Source organism: Kitasatospora sp. NPDC054768 (assembly GCF_053612025.1).
In genome coordinates this window covers 37,596-57,014 of sequence record NZ_JBSHBN010000030.1, presented here as the reverse complement: position 1 = coordinate 57,014, position 19,419 = coordinate 37,596, and the positions used below count along the sequence as shown (strand labels likewise).

Annotated in this window: 16 protein-coding genes; 1 reads left to right on the top strand and 15 read right to left on the bottom strand. The window is 72.9% G+C overall.

Annotation, left to right across the window (positions count from 1 at the left end; translation table 11 throughout):
• Positions 1-108: 108 nt before the first annotated feature.
• From lepB to proS, 8 genes are all read right to left on the bottom strand, one after another.
• Entirely contained in the window at positions 109-1,125 is a 1,017-nt protein-coding gene (lepB, locus tag ACWGKU_RS12335) for a signal peptidase I (RefSeq protein WP_452191421.1), read from the bottom strand.
• Positions 1,126-1,202: 77 nt separating this feature from the next.
• Positions 1,203-1,553: a 50S ribosomal protein L19 gene (gene rplS, locus ACWGKU_RS12330; RefSeq protein ID WP_030306736.1), complete on the bottom strand. Its 351-nt coding sequence runs from the start codon at positions 1,551-1,553 to the stop codon at positions 1,203-1,205.
• Positions 1,554-1,707: 154 nt separating this feature from the next.
• Entirely contained in the window at positions 1,708-2,526 is an 819-nt protein-coding gene (gene trmD, locus ACWGKU_RS12325) for a tRNA (guanosine(37)-N1)-methyltransferase TrmD (protein WP_452180719.1), read from the bottom strand.
• A gap of 161 nt (positions 2,527-2,687) precedes the next feature.
• Positions 2,688-3,287, bottom strand: a complete 600-nt coding sequence (gene rimM, locus ACWGKU_RS12320; RefSeq protein ID WP_401048421.1) for a ribosome maturation factor RimM — start codon at positions 3,285-3,287, stop codon at positions 2,688-2,690.
• Between the two features lie 164 nt (positions 3,288-3,451).
• The gene (locus ACWGKU_RS12315) at positions 3,452-3,691 is read right to left on the bottom strand and encodes an RNA-binding protein (protein ID WP_030056773.1); all 240 of its coding nucleotides are present in this window, start codon (positions 3,689-3,691) and stop codon (positions 3,452-3,454) included.
• Between the two features lie 2 nt (positions 3,692-3,693).
• Positions 3,694-4,122: a 30S ribosomal protein S16 gene (gene rpsP / locus ACWGKU_RS12310; protein WP_045700219.1), complete on the bottom strand. Its 429-nt coding sequence runs from the start codon at positions 4,120-4,122 to the stop codon at positions 3,694-3,696.
• Positions 4,123-4,463: 341 nt separating this feature from the next.
• Complete coding sequence (locus tag ACWGKU_RS12305) at positions 4,464-5,042, bottom strand: hypothetical protein (RefSeq protein WP_049650398.1); 579 nt, start codon at positions 5,040-5,042, stop codon at positions 4,464-4,466.
• Between the two features lie 571 nt (positions 5,043-5,613).
• Entirely contained in the window at positions 5,614-7,026 is a 1,413-nt protein-coding gene (gene proS / locus ACWGKU_RS12300) for a proline--tRNA ligase (protein WP_380543398.1), read from the bottom strand.
• 189 nt (positions 7,027-7,215) lie between these two features.
• On the opposite strand from proS, the gene ACWGKU_RS12295 reads away from it, so the two are divergent.
• Positions 7,216-8,040: a class I SAM-dependent methyltransferase gene (locus tag ACWGKU_RS12295; RefSeq protein ID WP_387736623.1), complete on the top strand. Its 825-nt coding sequence runs from the start codon at positions 7,216-7,218 to the stop codon at positions 8,038-8,040.
• A gap of 65 nt (positions 8,041-8,105) precedes the next feature.
• On the opposite strand, the gene ftsH is transcribed toward ACWGKU_RS12295, so the two are convergent.
• From ftsH to nsdA, 7 genes are all read right to left on the bottom strand, one after another.
• Entirely contained in the window at positions 8,106-10,106 is a 2,001-nt protein-coding gene (ftsH, locus tag ACWGKU_RS12290; protein ID WP_452180717.1) for an ATP-dependent zinc metalloprotease FtsH, read from the bottom strand.
• A gap of 92 nt (positions 10,107-10,198) precedes the next feature.
• A complete protein-coding gene (locus ACWGKU_RS12285; RefSeq protein ID WP_359900590.1) occupies positions 10,199-10,723 on the bottom strand; it encodes a GNAT family N-acetyltransferase in 525 nt (174 codons plus the stop codon).
• Between the two features lie 125 nt (positions 10,724-10,848).
• The gene (gene ffh / locus ACWGKU_RS12280) at positions 10,849-12,414 is read right to left on the bottom strand and encodes a signal recognition particle protein (protein ID WP_380354239.1); all 1,566 of its coding nucleotides are present in this window, start codon (positions 12,412-12,414) and stop codon (positions 10,849-10,851) included.
• A gap of 196 nt (positions 12,415-12,610) precedes the next feature.
• The gene (locus tag ACWGKU_RS12275) at positions 12,611-15,097 is read right to left on the bottom strand and encodes a [protein-PII] uridylyltransferase (RefSeq protein ID WP_452191419.1); all 2,487 of its coding nucleotides are present in this window, start codon (positions 15,095-15,097) and stop codon (positions 12,611-12,613) included.
• Between the two features lie 231 nt (positions 15,098-15,328).
• Complete coding sequence (locus ACWGKU_RS12270; RefSeq protein WP_380543410.1) at positions 15,329-15,667, bottom strand: P-II family nitrogen regulator; 339 nt, start codon at positions 15,665-15,667, stop codon at positions 15,329-15,331.
• Positions 15,664-17,070, bottom strand: coding sequence for an ammonium transporter (locus ACWGKU_RS12265; protein ID WP_401054360.1), 1,407 nt, complete (start codon positions 17,068-17,070; stop codon positions 15,664-15,666). The genes ACWGKU_RS12270 and ACWGKU_RS12265 overlap by 4 nt, the downstream gene beginning before the upstream one ends.
• 325 nt (positions 17,071-17,395) lie before the next feature.
• Complete coding sequence (nsdA, locus tag ACWGKU_RS12260; protein WP_380354225.1) at positions 17,396-18,850, bottom strand: transcriptional repressor NsdA; 1,455 nt, start codon at positions 18,848-18,850, stop codon at positions 17,396-17,398.
• Positions 18,851-19,419 lie beyond the last annotated feature (569 nt).

The window sequence follows — 19,419 nt, the reverse complement described above, 5'->3', positions numbered from 1 at the left end:
CGGCCGCGTGTCGGCGGGGCACCGGTCGGCCCCGAGCCGGCCCCGCCGTCCTGCCCCGGTTCCGCGGTCGCCGCTCCCCCGGCGGCCGGACGGTCGGCGAGCCGTCCCCTACCCCTGGTCCCCATGACCACCCGTCCCCGCAGTCGGGGCGAAGGCCGCGGGCCGGTCCAGGCCGGTCCAGCGCGAGAACGGGTAGACCACCCAGTCCGCCCTGCCGATCACCTTCGCCTCGGGCACGAAGCCGCCGCCGGGCTCGCCGAGGTGGTCGCGGGAGTCCCGAGAGGCGCTGCGGTGGTCACCCATCACCCACAGCTTGCCGGCGGGCACGACGATGTCGAAGGCCACGCTCGACGGGTCGTCGCCCGGGGACAGGTAGGAGGTCTCGTCGATCGGCACGCCGTTGACGGTGATCGGCGCGCCCGGGCCGGTGCTGGTCACCCGGTCCCCGCCGACGCCGATCACGCGCTTGACGTAGACGGTGTTCCCGGCCGGGGCCAGACCGAGGTCCTGGGCGAACGAGCGCAGACCGTCCCAGAAGCCGGGCGGCTTCGCCGACTCCCGGAGGAAGGAGCCCGTCCCGTCGAAGACCACGACGTCGCCCCGGCGGGGGTGGCCGCCGAAGGCGTAGGCGAGCTGGTTCGCGACCAGCCGGTCGCCCGGGCGCAGGGTCTCCTCCATCGACCCGGAGGGCACCGAGAACGGACGCGCGACGAAGGCGTTCACCAGCAGCAGGGCTGTCAGGCAGATCCCGGCCACCAGCAGCAGGTCGCGCGAACGCGAGTGCCCCGGCTCCTCGTCCTGCTCCGGTCCATCGTCTCCGCAGCCGCCCGTCCGTTCCCCGACGCGTTCAGGGCCCTCGGCCTGCTCCGGTACCTCAGTGCACTCCGGTACCTCGGCATGCTCCGGCCCGCCGGTGGCCGCCGGCCCGCCGGTGGCCGCCGGCCTGTCGGTGGCCGCCGGGCCCGCGACAGCCTCCGGGCCGTGGACACCATCCGCCGCGGCACCCCCGTCGTCGTCGACCTCGGCGGCACCGCTCCCGGAAACGACCGCGGACCGCGACAGCGAGTCCGCACCGGTGGGTGCGGGACTGCCGTCGCGGTCCGCGGGTGGTTCGTGCGTGCTCATCGGGGGGTGAGCTTACCTTGCGGTCGTTCGGCCCCCTCGGAGCGTTCCGATCCCCGGCGAGGCCGGGGGCCGGTGGATCAGCGGTCGCGCTTCTCCTTGATCTTCGCGGCCTTGCCGCGGAGGTCACGCAGGTAGTACAGCTTGGCGCGGCGAACCGCACCGCGGGTCACGACCTCGATCTTCTCGACGACCGGGGTGTGCACCGGGAAGGTGCGCTCCACGCCGACGTTGAAGCTGACCTTGCGGACGGTGAAGGTCTCACCGATACCGGCGCCGTGGCGGCGGATGACGACGCCCTGGAAGACCTGGACACGGGAGCGGTTGCCCTCGATGACCCGGACGTGAACCTTCAGGGTGTCACCGGCGCGGAAGGCCGGAATGTCGCTACGCAGCGAGGCCGCGTCGACAGCAGCGAGCTTGTTGCTCATGTTGCTCTCCATCGCAGGCGCCACGGGCCGCCCACGGAAAATCGTCACAATGGGGTTTGCTGCGGGCCGCATCGGCTGACGACGATCCCCCCGTGGCGAGGGCGCCGGTCCACGTGTCCCCTAAGGAAGGGAACCAGCGACAGACAACAGCCGCCTATTCTTCCACATCACCGGCCACGGACCGAAATCGGCCGAGCCGCTCGTCCCAGGCCAGGCCGAGGATGCTCAGCGCCTCCCGCTCCTTCTTGTCGAAGGCTCCGTACTGCCAGCGCTCGACCAGGTCGGGCCGGTTCGCCAGGGTCCTGGCGAAGGCCTGCTCGCGGCGCCAGCGGGCGATCCTGCCGTGGTTGCCGCTGAGCAGCACGTCCGGCACCGTCCGGCCGCGCCACTCGGCGGGCTTGGTGTAGACCGGGCCCTCCAGCAGGTCGGCCATCGCGCCCGGCGCGAAGGAGTCGTCGCGGTGGGACTCGGCGTTGCCGAGCACCCCCGGCAGCAGCCGGGCGATCGCCTCGACCATCACCAGCACGGCGACCTCGCCGCCGGCCAGCACGTAGTCGCCGATCGAGGCCTCGACCACCGGCATCCGGGTGGCCGCTTCCTCGATCACCCGGCGGTCGATGCCCTCGTACCGGGCGGGGGTGAAGGCCAGCCACGGGCGCCCGGCCAGTTCCTGGGCGAGCTCCTGGGTGAACGGTCGCCCGCTCGGCGTCGGGACGATCAGGGTGGGCACCTGCCCCTCGGGGCCGCCGTCGATCACCGCTTCCAGCGCCTCGCCCCACGGCTCGGGCTTCATCACCATGCCGGGGCCGCCGCCGTACGGGCTGTCGTCGACCGTGCGGTGCACGTCGTGGGTCCACTCGCGCAGGTCGTGGACGTGCACGTCCAGCTGGCCGCGGGCGCGGGCCTTGCCGACCAGCGAGACGTCCAGCGGCTCCAGGTACTCGGGGAAGATCGTGACGACGTCGATCCGCATGCCGCTCCGCGCGCCGCCGGACCCGGCGTCGTCCGCCCCGGCGCCGCTCGTGACCGCACCGCTCGTGACCGCACCGCTCGTGACCGCACCGCTCGTGACCGCACCGCTCGACACGGCGCCGTCGGCCGCCGGAACGTCCGCCCCGGTGTTCTCCTCCGCGGTCACTGCGACTCCTCCGAGCCCTCGGCGTCGTCGGCACCCTCAGCGGTCTCAGCGCCCTCGGCCGAGGAGGTCCCCGCGACGTCGGCCTGCTCCGGGTCGATCAGCCCGGGCGGCGGGGTGATCACGGCGCGCTGGTTCTCCAGATCGATGGTCGGCACGATCTGGCTGACGAAGGGCACCAGCACCTCCGTCCCGTCGGCCTTCCTGACCGTGAGCAGGTCCTGGTAGGGCAGGTGGAGGACCTCGGTCAGCTCGCCGACCAGGGTGCCGTCCAGCAGCACCACGTCCAGGCCGATCAGCTGGTGGTCGTAGTACTCCTCCGGGTCCTCGGGGCTCTCCTCCGGGTCGACCTCGGAGATGAGCACGGTGCCGCGGAGGGCCTCGGCCGCGTTGCGGTCCTTGACGCCGGCGAAGCGCAGCAGCAGCCGGCCGCTGTGCACCCGGCCCGACTCGACGGTCAGCGGCCCGACCGACGCGGGGTCGGTGAGCACGACGGCACCGGGGCCGAGCCGGAGTTCCGGCTCGTCGGTGCGGACCTCGACACTGACGTCCCCCCTGATGCCGTGGGCACGGCCGATCCTGCCGACGACGAGCTGCACGGTGATCGTTCTCCTGGAGTTCCTGAGCCGAAACGAAAAGCGACGGCGACGGGCTGCGAAGCGATGATGCGAGGGAAATGCGGAGGGAAATGCGAAAAGGCCGACCGGGACGACATGCGTCCCGGTCGGCCTCACAAGCCCTGACGGCTGAACGAGCAGCAGCGTCAGCGAATGTTGTCCACGTCGACCAGGTCGACCCGGACGTTGCGACCGCCGAGGGCGCCGACCACGGTGCGCAGAGCGCGCGCCGTACGGCCGCCCCGGCCGATCACCTTGCCGAGGTCATCGGGGTGCACTCGCACCTCGATGGTGTTACCCCGACGCAGGTTGCGCGAGCGCACCTGCACCTCGTCGGGGTGCTCGACGATGCCCTTCACCAGGTGGTCGAGGGCGTCCTCGATCACGATCAGGCCTCGGCGGCGGCGTCGGCCTCGGCCTCGGCCTTGTCCGACTTCTTGGCCTTCGGGGTGATGGCGACACCGGTGGTGGCGTCCTCGAAGCCGGCAACGGCCTTCGCGAACAGGTGCGAGAAGTCCTCGACCTTCGGCTCGGCGACCTTCAGCGGCGCCGGAGCCGGCAGGCCCTTGAACTTCTGCCAGTCGCCGGTCAGCTTCAGGATGGCGAGCACCGGCTCGGTCGGCTGGGCGCCGACGGACAGCCAGTACTGGGCGCGGTCGCTGTCGACCTCGATCTTCGAGGGGTTGTAGGTCGGCTGGTAGATGCCGATCTCCTCGATCGCGCGGCCGTCACGCTTGGTGCGGGCGTCGGCGACGACGATGCGGTAGTGCGGGGAGCGAATCTTGCCGAGACGCTTCAGCTTGATCTTGACTGCCACGGGAGTGGATTCTCCTGGTGTTGACGTGGGTGAGCGGGCTCGCCATCGCGTGGGGTTGCGCGGCGGACCGTTCAAGGGACACGCCAGCCGTAGGAGAGAGGGGTCCTGCTCGGCTGCCGAGTACTCAGCTGTCCATTCTGCCACATCGGCGAGAACCGCCTGCACGCGGGACCGGGAGCCCGGTCAGAGCTCGACCGGGAGCCCCCGCTCCCGGTCCAACCCGAAGACGTCACCGCTGTCCTGCTGTACCGCTCATTCGGTACCGCTCACTCTGCTCGCCCGGTGTCGCTCATTCCGGCCGGACCGCTGCCCGCACAGCAGCCCGCCGGGACGTCGAACGACTAAGCGATCTTGAACGGCTGCTGGCACGCGCCGCAGACGATGGACGCCTGCGCGAGCACCGACGGAACGACCCGGACGTTGCGCCCGCAGCCGCAGACCGCCTTGACCCGCACGCCGCCCCCGGAGGAGCCGTGCCGGGCCGCCGGGCCGCGGAAGGCGCGCGTCGCGCCGTCGCCGGCCACCGCCTCCTGGTGCGCCCCGAGGGCACGGTCCAGGCGCTCGATGGTCTCGGCGTACCGCTCCTGCGTCTCCTTGAGCATGGTCACCTGGGAGAAGCCGCTGCTCGCGTGCGGCTCGACCGGGTGCGCCAGGCCCAGCTCGGAAGCGAGCATCAGGAAGCGCCGGTTGTGGTAGCGGCCGGCCCGCGAGGTGTCCCGGATGTCCCGGGCCGCGGCCAGACCGTGGGCGGCCTCGTGCAGGAGTCGCTCGAAACCGAGCCGTGTCCCGCAGGCCGAGGAGGACTCACCGATCAGCGCCTCGGGCGAGGCGAGGTCGGGGAGGTCCTGGTGGTAGGCCTGGATGTCACTCCAGGCGGCGGCCAGTTCGGCCGCGAGAACGAGGGGCTGTGTCGTGCTCACGCTAGACCAACGATGGAGTGCGAGCCGATGTTCCGCATGTTCTCGTTCCCGGGGAATTCACAGGGAACTCCCAGGAATGCAAGGCCGCGCGCGAATTGCGCGTTCCGGATCTGACGCAAGACCAACCCCCTGCCGGTTTCGGCCCGTCGCGAGGTCGGCGGGCCTGGTTAATTTCCGTCCGGGGAGCGGGCTGTCGCCACCCAGGACGTACGGCCCGTGGGCCTGCCGGATTGACAGGGCCACGGGCCGTACACCGTACCGCTATTCCGTTAATACCGGGAGTTGACCGGCCAGTAGGGATGTCCACCGCGGGGACGCACCGGAGGAGTTACCGGATTCTTACCCTTCCGCATTCCGGGCAAATGTCGCCGCTGTCGGTCATTACCCGCGGACGACGGACGTCCGGCGGACATCAACAGGACATCCACCGAACACCGAACGCCCGTCGGGGCGCACCCGTGACGGCCGCACGCCCGGAACGGACGCACGCCCGCAACAAGCGCGCCCCCGGAGCGGACCCGAACCCGGGACAAGCGCCCCCGGACGGACGACGGCGCGCCCCGGACGGACGTCAGTACGCCCGGGCGACGATCGCGATGTTGCCCTCCTGGTCGTCCGCCGCCGGCACCGAGCCGTCGGCCGCGACGATGCAGCGCACCGTGACGCCCTGCTCGGCCAGCTTGGCCTCGCCCTCCGCGCCGAGCTCGGCCCAGGAGATCCGGCCCCAGCCGGTCGCGGCGGCCTCGATGGCCTCGTCGATGGTCTTGACGTCGACCGTGCGGGACTCGCGGCGCTCGCGGGACTGGCGCAGCAGCAGCGCCTGGTCCTCCTCCAGCACGCCCGGGACCAGCGCGACGAGGGAGTCGATGGAGACCGGCTCCTTGCCGCCCGGGATGCGGCGGGCCAGCATCGCGGTGCCGTTCTCCAGGTCGCGCGGGCCGACCTCGATGCGCAGCGGAACGCCCTTGAGCTCCCAGTCGACGGCGCGGCGGCCGAACGGGGTGTCGGTGCGGTCGTCGACCACCACCCGGATGCCGGCGGCCTCCAGCTGGGCACCGATCTCGCGGACCTTGGCGATGACCGCGTCGTCGCCCTTGATGGCCAGCACGACGGCCTGGACGGCGGCCAGGCGCGGGGGCACCCGCAGGCCGTTGTCGTCGCCGTGGGACATGATCAGGCCGCCGACCATGCGGGTCGAGACGCCCCAGGAGGTCTGCCAGACGTACTCGCGCTCGGCGCCCTGCAGCTGGTAGGTGGTGTTGAACGCCTTGGCGAAGTTCTGGCCCAGCTCGTGGCTGGTGCCCATCTGCAGGGCCTTGCCGTCGCCCATCATGCCCTCGAGGGTGAGGGTGTTGATGGCGCCGGCGAAGCGCTCCTTGGCGGTCTTGCGGCCGAGCACGACGTCGATGCCGAGCACGTTGGTCATGAAGTCGCCGTAGACCTGGGTGTGGATCATCGACGCGTAGGCGCGGGCGTCCTCGTAGGTGGCGTGGGCGGTGTGGCCCTCCTGCCAGAGGAACTCGGTGGTGCGCAGGAAGACGCGCGGGCGCAGCTCCCAACGGACCACGTTGGCCCACTGGTTGATCAGCAGGGGCAGGTCCCGGTGGCTCTGCACCCACTTCGAGAAGTACTCGTTGATGATCGTCTCGGAGGTCGGCCGGACGACGACCGGCTCCTCCAGCTGCTTGCCGCCGCCGTGGGTGACCACCGCGAGTTCGGGGGCGAAGCCCTCGACGTGCTCGGCTTCCTTGGTCAGGTAGGACTGCGGGATGAACATCGGGAAGTAGGCGTTCTGCGCGCCGGCCTTCTTGATCCGCGCGTCCATCTCCTGCTGCATCCGCTCCCACAGGCCGTAGCCGTACGGTCGGATGACCATGGTGCCGCGCACCGGACCGTTGTCGGCCAGCTCGGCCTTGTTGATGAGGTCCTGGTACCAGCGCGGGAAGTCTTCCGCCTGAGGGGTGAGAACGGGTGCCTTAGCCATGGGGCGAATGGTACGGGGCCCGGGGCCCCGGTTTCGAATCGGTATCACCGGACGGGGGCGCACCACCGCGACACGCGCGCACCACCCTGCACCCCTCTGGACGCCGGGCCCGACCCGCTGTTCGCTGGTGTGGGGCGGGACTTTGGGGGAGCCGTAGCAGCACACCGAAGGACCGGATGGGAGGCCGCCGTGGCTTCAGCTCGGACGACCGGCACGACCGCACGACCGACGGGCGCACGCCCGCACCACCCGCGGACCGGGGCCGCCCGCCCCGCGCGGGCGCGCGACTGGGCGGAGATCCAGGAACGCATGCTGGTGCCGCTCTACGAGGCGGTCTACGACCGGCTGGAGGTCGGCCCGGCGAGCAGTGTGCTGGGCCTGGGCTGCCGGTCCGGGCTGGCCCTGCTGCTCGCCGCCGGGCGGGGTGCCCAGGTCGCCGGGCAGGAGCCGCGGGAGGAGCTGCGCGAGCTGGCCCACGACCGTCGGCTGCGGGTGTGCGCGGGGGCTCGGACAGCGTCCGCCGTCCCCCGCTCGGCCCATTCGCTGGTGACGGTTTTCGAGCAGCTGCCCGGTGCCGCCGGGTCCGGCCCGGTGGTCGCCGAGGCCGCCCGGCTCACTCTCCCGGGCGGGCACGTGGTGCTGGCCGCCTGGGGCCCGCCGGAGCGCTGCGAGAGCGCCGCGGTGCTGGACGTGGCCCGGCGGATGGCGGGCCGGACCACCGCGCGGGACCCGTTCGAGCTGAGCGCGCCGGGCGCCCTGGAGGACCTGCTCGCCCCGGCCGGGTTGCGCCCGGCCGGCAGCGGCCGGGTGAGCTGCCCGTTCGCGTACGCCGACCTCGACAGCGCCGTTCGCGGCCTGCTCTCCACCGGTCTGTTCGATCCGGCCGAGGAGTTCTCCGGCGCCTCGCTGGTGGCCAAGGAGTTGGAGGAGGCGCTCCAGCCGCATCTGCGCGCGGACGGCACGGTGCGGATGGAGAACCTGTTCCGCTACCTGGTCGCCGAGCGGCCGCGCTAGCAGGGGCGGGGAGACGCAAAACCGGGGGCGCTCGCCACTCTGGCGCGCGCCCCCGGCATCGGGCGTCACGCCCGGTCGATCGACTTCCCGTCGGAACCGTCGGAACCCTCGGAACCCTCGGAGCCTTCGGAACCCCCGGAAGACCCCGCCGAGCCCTCCGTGGCCGCCTCCCGCGGCACCCCCGCCGCCCGGTAGGCCGCCTCCTCGTCCAGTGTCTCCGCCTCCAGCAGCGCCGCCGCCAGCGCGTCCAGCCGGTGCCGCTGCTCGTTCAGGATCCGCACCGCGTCGCCGTAGCACTCGGAGACGATCCGCCGGGCCTCCTCGTCCACCGCGTCCAGGGTGGTCGGCGCGGCGGAGAGCCCGTACGCGCCCTGCGGGTCGGAGGGCACTGCGGTGAGCCGACCGACCCGCTCGCTCATCCCCCAGCGCCCGGCCATCCCGCGGGCGATGTTGGTGACCTGCTCCAGGTCGCTCTCCGCGCCGGTGGTGATCACCCCGTAGACCACCTGCTCGGCCGCCATGCCGCCGAGCGCGCCGATGATCCGGCCGCGCAGGTAGGGCTCGGTGTACGAGTAGCGGTCGTTCTCCGGGGTGGAGAGGGTGACGCCGAGCGCCCGGCCGCGCGGCACGATGGTGATCTTGCGGACCGGGTCCGCGCCGGGCTGGAGCATGCCCAGCAGCGCGTGCCCGCTCTCGTGGTACGCCGTCCGCTCGCGCTCCTCCTGCGGCATCACCAGCGGCCGCACCGCCCCGAGCTGGACCTTCTCCAGGGCGTCCGAGAGGTCCCGCTCGTTGACGGCGTCCTGCTCGCGCTTGACGGCCAGCAGCGCGGCCTCGTTGACCAGGTTGGCGAGTTCGGCGCCGGTCATCCCCGGCGTGACCTTGGCCAGCTGGTTGAGGTCGGTGCCGCCGGCCAGCGGGACGCTGCGGCTGTGGATGCGCAGGATCGCGGCACGGCCCTCCCGGTCGGGCGGGCTGACGGTGATCCGCCGGTCGAAGCGGCCGGGGCGCAGCAGCGCCGGGTCGAGCACGTCCGCCCGGTTGGTCGCGGCGATCACGATGACGCCCTCGGAGCCGGTGAAGCCGTCCATCTCGGTGAGGATCTGGTTGAGGGTCTGCTCGCGCTCGTCGTGCCCGCCCATGCCGCCGCCGGCGCCGCGCTGGCGGCCGATGGTGTCGATCTCGTCGATGAAGATGATCGCGGGGGCGACCTTGCGGGCCTCGGCGAACAGCTCGCGGACCCGGCTGGCGCCGACGCCGACGATCATCTCGATGAACTCGGAGGCGGAGGCGGAGAAGAACGGCACGTTCGCCTCGCCGGCCACGGCCCGGGCGAGCAGGGTCTTGCCGGTTCCGGGCGGGCCGCTCAGCAGCACGCCGCGCGGCATCTTGGCACCGAGCCGGCGGTACCGCTCGGGGTTCTTCAAGTAGTCGACGACCTCGGTGAGTTCGGCCTCGACCTCGTCGATGCCGGCCACGTCGGCGAAGGTGGTGCGCTTGCCCTCCTCGGCCATGACCGGCTTGGGCGGGGCCTTGCGGCCGAGCGGTCCACCGCCGAGTCCGCCGGCCATCCGGCGGGCGAGCAGCACCCAGATGAAGATCAGCAGCAGCATCGGGGCGAGCGAGAGCAGCAGGTTGGTGAGGAAGCTGCGCTGCTGGACGGGCGAGGTGGCGGTGACCTCGACGCCCTGCTGCTGCAGGGTGGCCCAGAGGTTGTCGCCCGCGAAGGAGGGCCGCTGGGTGTCGAACTCGGTGTAGTCGCCCTTGCCGCCGTCCGGTTTGGGCTGGGCGGTCTTGAGGGTGCCCTCGATCGCGTCGCCCTTGGCGTAGATCTTGGTGATGTTGCCCTTGTTCAGCTGGTTGTTGAACTCGGTGTACGAGATCGTGGTGGCGCCGGCGGGGCCGAAGAAGGACAGCAGCAGGTCCGAGATCAGGAACACCACGAGGGCGGTGAGGGCGAGGCCCACCCAGCCGCCGGGCATCCGGCGCTTGGGCGGCGGGGGCGGGGCACCCTCCGAACGCCAGGGCTGTTCGGGGGTCTGACGTGGCGGCACGGGTTCGGTCACCCATCGGACAATACGGACAGCTGCTCGGACGAGCCAATCGCAACGCCGCGCCCGGACCGCCGTACGCCCGCGCCAACCCCTCCCACCAGCGGCTATGCCGTTGCGCCCGGCCACTCCTCGGCGGTCAGGGCGAACCGCTCGTGGTCGCGCCAGTCGCCCTGGAGGAACAGCATCCGCGGGGAGAAGCCCTCGTGCCGGAAGCCCAGCCGCTTGGCCATCGCGACCGAGCGCTCGTTGTCCGGCTGGACGTTGATCTCCAGCCGGTGCAGCCCCAGCCCGTCGGCCGACTGCGGGGCGAAGCAGCGGTCCACGACCAGCCGCATGCCCTCGGTCATCCGGCCGGTGCCGTTGAACGGGAGGTAGGAGTCGTAGCCCAGCGTGGCGTTGCAGAAGCGGCTCATCACGATGTTGGCGACGTTCACCTTGCCGACCAGTCCGCCGGTCTCCCGGTCGAGGATCAGGAAGGTGCGCAGCCCGGAGCCCTGGCGCTTCAGCAGGTCGGGCAGTCCGTCCGGCTCGACCGGGTTCCACCGTCCGATGTGCTCGGCGGACCGCCGGACCGCCTCGGCGTACGCGGCCGTGTCGTCGGCCCTCGGGGCCCTGATCATCACTCGCATGTCCCCATCATCGGACACGCGATCGGCCCGCCGCCCGGAAACACCGGGCGACGGGCCGACCAGAATCGATCAGGGCCGACCACTGTTGATCAACGGATGACCAGAGGCGGCGGCACGTCCAAGGACTACAGCATGTCCTTGAACTCCTTGGGCAGCTCGAAGTCGGCCGGGCCCTTGCCCGCGCCGAGGCCGAACGCGCCGCCGTCCGCCGGACCCTGGCCGGCGCCCGGACCGAGCGCGCGGCGCTCGGCGGCCGCGGCCTCGTCCTGCGCCCGCTTCAGCGGGTTGCCGCTCTTGCGCTTGCCCTTGGCCTGCGGGGCCTTCTTGGCGGACTTCTTCCCGCCGCCGCCCATGCCGGGGATCCCCGGCATGCCGGGCATGCCCTTGCCGGAGGCCATCGCGGACATCATCTTGCGGGCGTCGAAGAACCGCTCGACCAGGTTCTTCACCTCGCCGACCTGAACGCCCGAACCCTTGGCGATGCGGGCCCGGCGGGAGCCGTTGATCAGCTCCGGCTCGGCGCGCTCGGCCGGGGTCATCGACTTGATGATCGCACCGACCCGGTTGACGTCCTTGTCGTCGATGTTGTTGATCTGGTCCCGGATCTGGCCCATGCCGGGCAGCATGCCGAGCAGCTTGGAGATCGAGCCCATCTTCTGGACCTGCTCCAGCTGGGACAGGAAGTCGTCCAGGGTGAACTGCTTCGGGCCGCCGCGCAGCTTGGCGGCGATCTTCTCCGCCTCGGCCTGCGAGAAGGTCTGCTCGGCCTTCTCGATCAGCGAGAGGACGTCACCCATGCCGAGGATGCGCGAGGCCATCCGGTCCGGGTGGAAGGCGTCGAAGTCGTCGACCTTCTCGCCGTTGGAGGCGAACATGATCTGCCGGCCGGTGACGTGCGCGACCGACAGGGCGGCACCGCCGCGGGCGTCGCCGTCGAGCTTGGAGAGCACCACACCGGTGAAGTCGACGCCGTCGAGGAAGGCCTGGGCGGTGGTGACCGCGTCCTGGCCGATCATCGCGTCGACGACGAACAGGACCTCGTCCGGGTTCACCGCGGCACGGATGTCGGCGGCCTGCTGCATCAGCTCGGCGTCGATGCCCAGGCGGCCGGCGGTGTCGACGACGACGACGTCGTACTGCTTCTGCTTGGCGTACTCGATCGAGTCCTTGGCCACCTGCACCGGGTCGCCGACGCCGTTGCCCGGCTGCGGGCCGTAGAAGGCCACGCCGGCGCGCTCGGCGACCACCTGGAGCTGGTTGACCGCGTTGGGGCGCTGGAGGTCGCAGGCGACCAGCAGCGGGGTGTGCTTCTGCGTCTTCAGCCAGTGGCCGAGCTTGCCCGCGAGGGTGGTCTTACCGGCGCCCTGGAGACCGGCCAGCATGATCACCGTCGGGCCGCTCTTGGCGAACCGCACCCGGCGGGTCTCGCCACCGAGGATCGCGATGAGCTCCTCGTTGACGATCTTGATGATCTGCTGCGCCGGGTTCAGCGCGCCGGAGACCTCGGCACCGAGGGCCCGCTCCTTGACCTGCTTGATGAAGGCCCGGACGACCGGCAGCGCGACGTCCGCCTCCAGCAGCGCGATGCGGATCTCGCGGGCGGTGGCGTCGATGTCCGCCTCGCTCAGGCGGCCCTTGCCCCGGAGGTTCTTGAACGTCGCTGCGAGGCGATCGGAAAGGGTGTCGAACACGTCGTCGCGGGTCCTCTGCGGCATCGGTATCAGTACGGTCGTCGCCCCCCAGGGTATCCGGCCGCCCCGGGTGAGGTCTCCACCCCCGGTCGGAACTCCTGCCCGTACCCGTGGCCGCACCCCTGCCCGCGTCCTTCCGCGGGCCCGGGCGGCCCGGCCCCGACCGGCCCCGACCAGCCCCGACCGGGCCCGGCACTCAGCCCAGCGCGGCCCGGACCGCCGCCGCCACCTCGCCGGCCCGCCCGGCGGTCAGCGGCCGCCCCGCCTCGTCGGTCAGGTAGAACGAGTCGACGGCCTCCGCGCCCAGCGTGGACACGTGCGCGGTGCGCACCCGCACGCCCGCCCCGTCCAGCGCCCGGCCGATCCGGTGCAACAGCCCGGGGGCGTCGTGGGCGCGGACCTCCAGCACGGTCGCGGTCGCCGAGGCCACCGCCGGCGCCACCGCGACCAGCGGCGGCGGGGTGGGGATGCCCCGGCGGCGCGGGGCGGCGGCGTCCCGCTCGGCGAGGCGGCGGGCGACGTCCAGCGAGCCGTCCAGTGCCCGGCGCAGGTCGGCCCGCAGCCGGGCCGCCTCCGGCAACTCGCCGTACTCGGCCGCCACCCGCCAGGACAGCACCAGCACCGGCCCGGCGCCCACCGGGTCCAGCTCGCGCAGCCCGGCCGAACGGACGGCCAGCCTGTGCAGCGCGAGCACCCCGGCGGCGGTGCCGAGCAGTCCGGGACGGTCCGGGACCGCCAGGTTCAGCTCGACGCCCATCGGCTCGGCGCCCGGCTCCGCCCCCTCCGACCGGGCCCGCAGCGACAGCGCCGGCTGCCCGGTCCGGGCGGCCTCGACCGCCAGCCGCTCCTGCTCGGCGGTCGGCGCCGCCTCGACCGGCGGGACTCCCGCCCCGGCCAGCCGGTCCGCCACCCGGGCCACCAGCCCGTCCACCAGCGAGGCCCGCCAGCCGCTCCACGCGGCCGGCCCGGTGGCCAGCGCGTCCGCCTCGGTGAGCGCGTGCAGCAGCTCCAGCTCCGGCAGGGTGGTGACCGCCTTGGTGATCGCCTCGACGGTGGCCGGGTCGTCCGGATCGCGCCGGGTCGCGGTGTCCACCAGGGTCAGGTGGTGGCGGACCAGTACCGCCAGGGTCTCGGTGTCCTCGGGGCCGAAGCCCATCCGGGCGCCGAGGTCGCGGACGATCACCTCGCCGGCCGCGCTGTGGTCCCCCGGCCAGCCCTTGCCGATGTCGTGCAGCAGCGCGGCGACGAGCAGCAGGTCCGGCCGGGCCACCCGGCGGGTCATCGCGGCGGCCCGCACCGCCGTCTCCACCAGGTGCCGGTCCACCGTCCAGCGGTGCACCGCGTTGCGCTGCGGACGGCAGCGCACCCGCTCCCAGTCCGGCAGCAGCCGGCGGACCAGCCCCTGCGCCTCCAGCGCCTCCCACACCGGGACGGCCGACTCCCCCGCGCCGAGCAGGGTGACCAGCTGCTCGCGCGCCTCGTCCGGCCAGGGCACCGGCAGCGGGCGGCACTCGGCGGCCAGTCGGCGCACCGTGGCGTACGAGACGGTCAGCCCGTTCTGCGCGGCGGCGGCCGCGGCGCGCAGCGGCAGCACCGGGTCGGCGGCGGGGCGGGCGCCCCGGGCGAGCACCGCCTCGCCGTCCTGCTCGACCACGCCCTCGGCGAGCGGCCGCCGCTCGACCGCGCCCCGGGCCACCGCGCCGGTGCCGCGTCCGGAGCCGACGAACCGGATGCCCGGCCGGCGCACCCGCCGGGCCCGGCCGCCGCGGGCCGCGAGCACCCGGTCCACCGCCCGCCAGGTGACGTCGCCCGCGTACGCGATGGTGCGGGCGGCCTCGTAGACCTGGCGCAGCAGGGTGTCGGCGTCCAGCACCCCGAGCCGCTCGGCGACCTGGTCCTGGTCCTGGAGGCTGAGCCGTTCGGTGGCCCGGCCGGTGACCAGGTGCAGGGCGTCGCGCACGTCGGCCAGCCGCTGTGCGGCGGCGTCCAGGCCTTCCCGGGGCGCGTCGGCCAGCCAGGTGGCGGCGATCGCGTCCAGCGCCACGACGTCGCGCAGGCCGCCGCGGGCCTCCTTGAGGTCGGGCTCCAGCAGGAAGGACAGCTCACCGTGCCGTTCGGCCCGCTCGCGGCCCAGCTCTCGAAGCTCCGGCAGGCGCGCGGGGGCACTCGCGCGCCAGTCGGTGAGCACCGCGGCGCGCAGGGCGTCGGTGAGCGCCCGGTCCCCGGCGAGGTGACGGGCGTCCAGCAGGCCGAGCTGGACCTTGAGGTCGGCGGCGGCGACCGAGCGGGCCTGGGCGACGGTGCGCACGGCGTGGTCGAGCCTGGCGCCCGAGTCCCAGACCGGGTACCAGATCCGCTCGGGCAGCTCCCGGGGGATCGGGCCGTCGTGCAGCAGCAGGACGTCCAGGTCGCTGCGTGGGGACAGCTCGCCCCGCCCGTACCCGCCGACCGCGACCAGGGCGACGCGGGGCGGGGCGCCGGCGGCCGCGAGCAGACCGGCCAGCCAGTCGTCGGCGAGCCGGGCGAGCGCCCGGCGGCGGGGGCGGCCGCCCGGGCCGGGGCCGGCCAGCAGCGCGGCCCGGGCGGCGGCCCTGCCCGCGAGGTCGAAGGGGTCCGCGGGGTCGCAGGAGCCACCCGGGACGACGGGGTCGGAGGGCTCGGAGGGGCTGGTCTCGGAGGTCATGCGCGTGGTCCCGTCCGTCGTGCTGCTGAGCCGTCGTGCTGGTGAACCGCCGTGCCGCGCGGGCCGCCGGTGCGGGCGAACCGTCGAGTCGCGCGGGCCGTCGTGTCGTGCGAACCGTCGTGCCGCCGCCCCGACCCTCCGGGCGGGCCGTTCGGCCGGCCGGAGGACGCCGTTGCGCCGTCGGGCGGACCCGCGCACCCGGGGGTGGCAGGTCCGCCGTCCGGCGCGGGGCTACAGGGCGTCCGGGCCGCGCTCGCCGGTCCGGACCCGTACGGCGGTGTCGACCGGAATGCTCCACACCTTGCCGTCGCCGATCTTCCCGGTCCGGGCGGCCTTCACCAGGACGTCGATCAGGTCCTCGGCGTCCTCGTCCTCGACCAGGACCTCGATCCTGACCTTCGGCACCAGGTCCACGGTGTACTCGGCCCCCCGGTACACCTCGGTGTGGCCGCGCTGGCGGCCGTAGCCGCTGGCCTCGGTGACGGTCAGGCCGTGCACCCCGAAGGCCTGGAGGGCGGCCTTCACCTCGTCCAGTCGGTACGGCTTGATCACGGCGGTGATGAGCTTCATCGGGCGTCGACCTCGGTCTTCTTCTCGGCGGGCTTCTCGGCGGGAGCCGCGGCGGCGGACCGCTCGGCGACGGGCTCCGCGGCGGCGGACCGTTCTGCGGCGGGCTTCGCGGCAGCGACGGCCAGGCCCGGCAGGGCCCGGGCCAGGCCCGCCCCCACGGCGCTGAAATCGTAGGCGGACTCGGCGTGTTCGGCCTGGTCGATACCGGCCACCTCGACCTCCCCGGCGACCCGGAAGCCGACCAGCCGGTCGACCGCCTTGGCCAGCAGCCAGGACAGCACGAAGGAGTACGCCGCGACCACCGCCACGCCCATCGCCTGCTTGCCCAGCTGCCCGATCCCGCCCCCGTAGAACAGGCCCTTGACGCCCTGACCGACCCCGCCGGTGGCGAACAGGCCGACCAGCAGCGAACCGATCGCCCCGCCGACCGCGTGCACGCCCACCACGTCGAGCGAGTCGTCGAAGCCCCAGCGGTACTTGAGCGAGACCGCGGCGCAGCAGACCGCACCCGCCACCAGCCCGATCGCCACCGCGCCGAGCGGGCTCACCGAACCGCAGGCCGGGGTGATCGCGACCAGCCCGGCCACCGCACCGGAGGCGGCGCCCAGCGTGGTGAAGGCGCCGTGCTTGAACCTCTCGTAGAGCAGCCAGCCGACCAGCGCCGCACCGGTGGCGACCTGGGTGTTGACCATCGCCATCGCGGCGACGCCGTTGGCCGCCAGCGCCGAGCCCGCGTTGAAGCCGAACCAGCCGAACCAGAGCAGCCCGGAGCCGAGCATCACCAGCGGCAGGCTGTGCGGGCGCATCGGGTCCTTCTTGAAGCCGATCCGCTTGCCCAGCACCAGGCAGAGCGCGAGGCCGGCGACGCCCGCGTTGATGTGCACGGCCGTCCCGCCGGCGAAGTCGATCACGCCGTTGCGGTCGCCCAGCCAGCCGCCGTGGCCGCCGTCGAAGAAGAAGACCCAGTGCGCCACCGGGAAGTAGACGATCGTCACCCAGAGCGCGATGAACAGGCCCCAGGCCGCGAATCTCGCCCGGTCCGCGACGGCGCCGCTGATCAGCGCCGGGGTGATGACCGCGAACATCAGCTGGAAGAGCGCGAAGGCGGTGACCGGGATGGAGCCGGTCAGCTCGTTGAGGCCGAGGCCGCGCATCCCGAGGTGGTCCAGGTTGCCGATCAGCCCGGCGAAGGAGTCGGACCCGAAGCTGAGCGAGTAGCCGTACAGGACCCACAGCACGCTGACGATGCCGAGCGAGAGGAAGCTCATCGCCAGCATGTTCAGCGTGCTCTTGGCCCTGACCATGCCCCCGTAGAAGAAGGCCAGCCCAGGGGTCATCAGCATGACCAGGGCCGCACTGATGAGCACGAAGGCGGTGTCGCCCGCGCTGAAGCCGTCCGGCATCGGCGTCTCCTCTGCGTCCAGGCCGACCCGCGCCCGGGGACCCGTCCCGTGGTGCCACCCGGGGTGTCGGCGTTGAGGAGGAGCGTGCCGAAGGCTGGTTTCGGCCAGTGCGACCGGTTGTTTCACCGCCGTGACGTGTGCGACGCAGGGGTTACGACTGCGTGAACCGCGGCCCCGCGTCCCCGCAGTCCGGCCGCGCGCCGTGCCACCGGCCGCCGGACATACCACCGACCGTGACGGCGGCGGCCGCCACGGTCGGTGGAGCATCCCTCGGAAGACCCTCGGCGGGGCCGGTCGGACCACCGACCGGCGGACCACCGACCGGTCAGACCACCGAGACGAACTCCGGGATGTCCTGGACCACCCGCTCCTTGAGCCGGCTCACCGCGTCCACGCCCTTGAACCGGGCCGCCGCGGCCTCAGTGGTCTTGCGCACCCGGGAGTTCAGCCGCTCCGAGCGCACCTTGGTGGCGATGTCCACCGCCTGCTCGGCCATCACCGCGGCCTGCTCGGCCTCCCTCTGCAGCAGGTGGACGCTGGCCATGCCGATCAGGTTGAAGGCGTACGAGCGCACGTGGTCGGCGTCCTGGCGGAACAGGTCGACCGCGCGCTCCATCACCGGCGCGGACATCGAGGCGTAGAGCTGCGCGTTGTCCGAGTGGTACGCGAGGTCGCGGAAGGAGTGCGCGTTCTCGGCGTTCAGCTCGGCCGGCGAGAAGAACTTCAGCCAGTCCGGCTCCTGGTCCCCGTCCCGGATGTCGGTGAAGGTGTCCTCGGCCAGCCGGACCGCCCGGGCGCAGCGGTTGACCTCGCCGATGGTGGCGTAGGCGCGCGCCTCCATCGCGTACAGCAGGGACTGCTGGCGCGGGGTGGCGGTGTCGCGGCTGCCGTACTGGGCCAGGTGGATGAGTTCCAGGGCGTCCTCGCCCCGGTTGAGGTGGATCATCTGGCGGCTCATGTCGGTGAGGATCAGCGCGCCGAACGGGCGGTCGCCCGCTTCCTTGGCCGCGTGCAGGGCGAGCACGTAGTACTTCTGCGCGCTCGGGTGCATCCCGACGTCGTACGACATCCACCCGGCCAGGTGGGCGAGTTCGGCGGTGAGCCGGAACAGCCGCCTGGTGGTGTCCTCGCTGTACGTCTCCTGGAGCAGGTCGGTGACCTCGTGCAGCTGGCCGACGACGGCCTTGCGGCGCAGCCCGCCGCCGTTCTGCGCGTCCCACTGCCGGAACATGACCGTGGTCTGCTCCAGCAGTTCGAGCTCGGGCTCGGAGAGCCGGCCGGTGAACGCCTCGCCGCCGTTGGCCGCGGTGAGGATCGGGGTGGGGACGCCGGTCGGGCCGGGGGTGAGCCAGCGCTGCATCGGCTCGATCAGCGCGGCGCCCGCGGTCAGCGCCAGCGAGGTGCCGAGGAAGCCCCGGCGGTTGAGCATGAGGTCGCTGCGGGAGTAGTCGCTGATCAGCTGGACGGTCTGCGGGCCGCTCCACGGCAGGTCGACGCCGCCGCCCACGGTCGAGACCGGGATCGCGGCGCGCAGGCCGAGGTCCTCGATCGAGACCACCGAGCCGAACCGCTCGGAGAAGAGTTCCGACATGATCTTGGGAATCGGCTCGCGGGGCTGTTCGCCGTCGAGCCAGCGGCGCACCCGCGAGGTGTCGGTGGACACGTGGTGGGCGCCGATCTGCCGGGCCCGGCGGTTGACCTGACGGGCCAACTCGCCCTTGGACCAGCCGCTGCGGGCGAACCACGTGGTCAGCTTCTCATTCGGTTGCTTCTCTGCCATGGGTAACGTCCCCATCCCGCCCGGCCCCTACCGGGGCCCCCGATCGTGACCGCCCGACGGTTGCGGGCTCTTGCCAGACGTGCCGTGCCTGAGGTGCTGCCGCGCCGCGGCGGCGCCGTACCACAGCGCCCTCGCACTGGTGTGCCATCGTTGCGGACGATCCGTCAGATTCCCAACTCCCGCTCCTCGACGGCCCGGGACAGACTCCTCGACGACATCCGCGTGCTGAACGTAATGCCCCGCGAGGGGCCCGCGGGAGCGGCCCTGGCGAAACGCCACCTTTCGCCACCCCCAGGAGTGAACCGAAGCCCGGGGGCACACGCTTCACTTAGGGAGTCCCGACGGCTCGGCATATGCGGGCCGCCACGTCCCCCGGCGCATCCCGGAGGACCCGGCGGACCTCGCAACCCACCGCAGCCACAGGCGAGTTCACCGTCCACTCGGGACGGCGACAGCCCCACGCACCCGACGATCCGGCATCGGCGCCGCCCCCACAAGGCGGCGCCCGAGGCGCACCGGCGGAACAGGCGCACACCACGCGCTGCGCGCCGCCACTGCACTACGCACCA

Excerpts from the sequence above, each read along its gene's own strand:
- lepB (WP_452191421.1), bottom strand. The coding sequence starts at position 1,125 with ATGAGCACGCACGAACCACCCGCGGACCGCGACGGCAGTCCCGCACCC.
- rplS (WP_030306736.1), bottom strand. The coding sequence starts at position 1,553 with ATGAGCAACAAGCTCGCTGCTGTCGACGCGGCCTCGCTGCGTAGCGAC.
- trmD (WP_452180719.1), bottom strand. The coding sequence starts at position 2,526 with ATGCGGATCGACGTCGTCACGATCTTCCCCGAGTACCTGGAGCCGCTG.
- proS (WP_380543398.1), bottom strand. The coding sequence starts at position 7,026 with ATGGCTAAGGCACCCGTTCTCACCCCTCAGGCGGAAGACTTCCCGCGC.
- ACWGKU_RS12285 (WP_359900590.1), bottom strand. The coding sequence starts at position 10,723 with ATGCGAGTGATGATCAGGGCCCCGAGGGCCGACGACACGGCCGCGTAC.
- ACWGKU_RS12275 (WP_452191419.1), bottom strand. The coding sequence starts at position 15,097 with ATGACCTCCGAGACCAGCCCCTCCGAGCCCTCCGACCCCGTCGTCCCG.
- ACWGKU_RS12270 (WP_380543410.1), bottom strand. The coding sequence starts at position 15,667 with ATGAAGCTCATCACCGCCGTGATCAAGCCGTACCGACTGGACGAGGTG.
- ACWGKU_RS12265 (WP_401054360.1), bottom strand. The coding sequence starts at position 17,070 with ATGCCGGACGGCTTCAGCGCGGGCGACACCGCCTTCGTGCTCATCAGT.
- nsdA (WP_380354225.1), bottom strand. The coding sequence starts at position 18,850 with ATGGCAGAGAAGCAACCGAATGAGAAGCTGACCACGTGGTTCGCCCGC.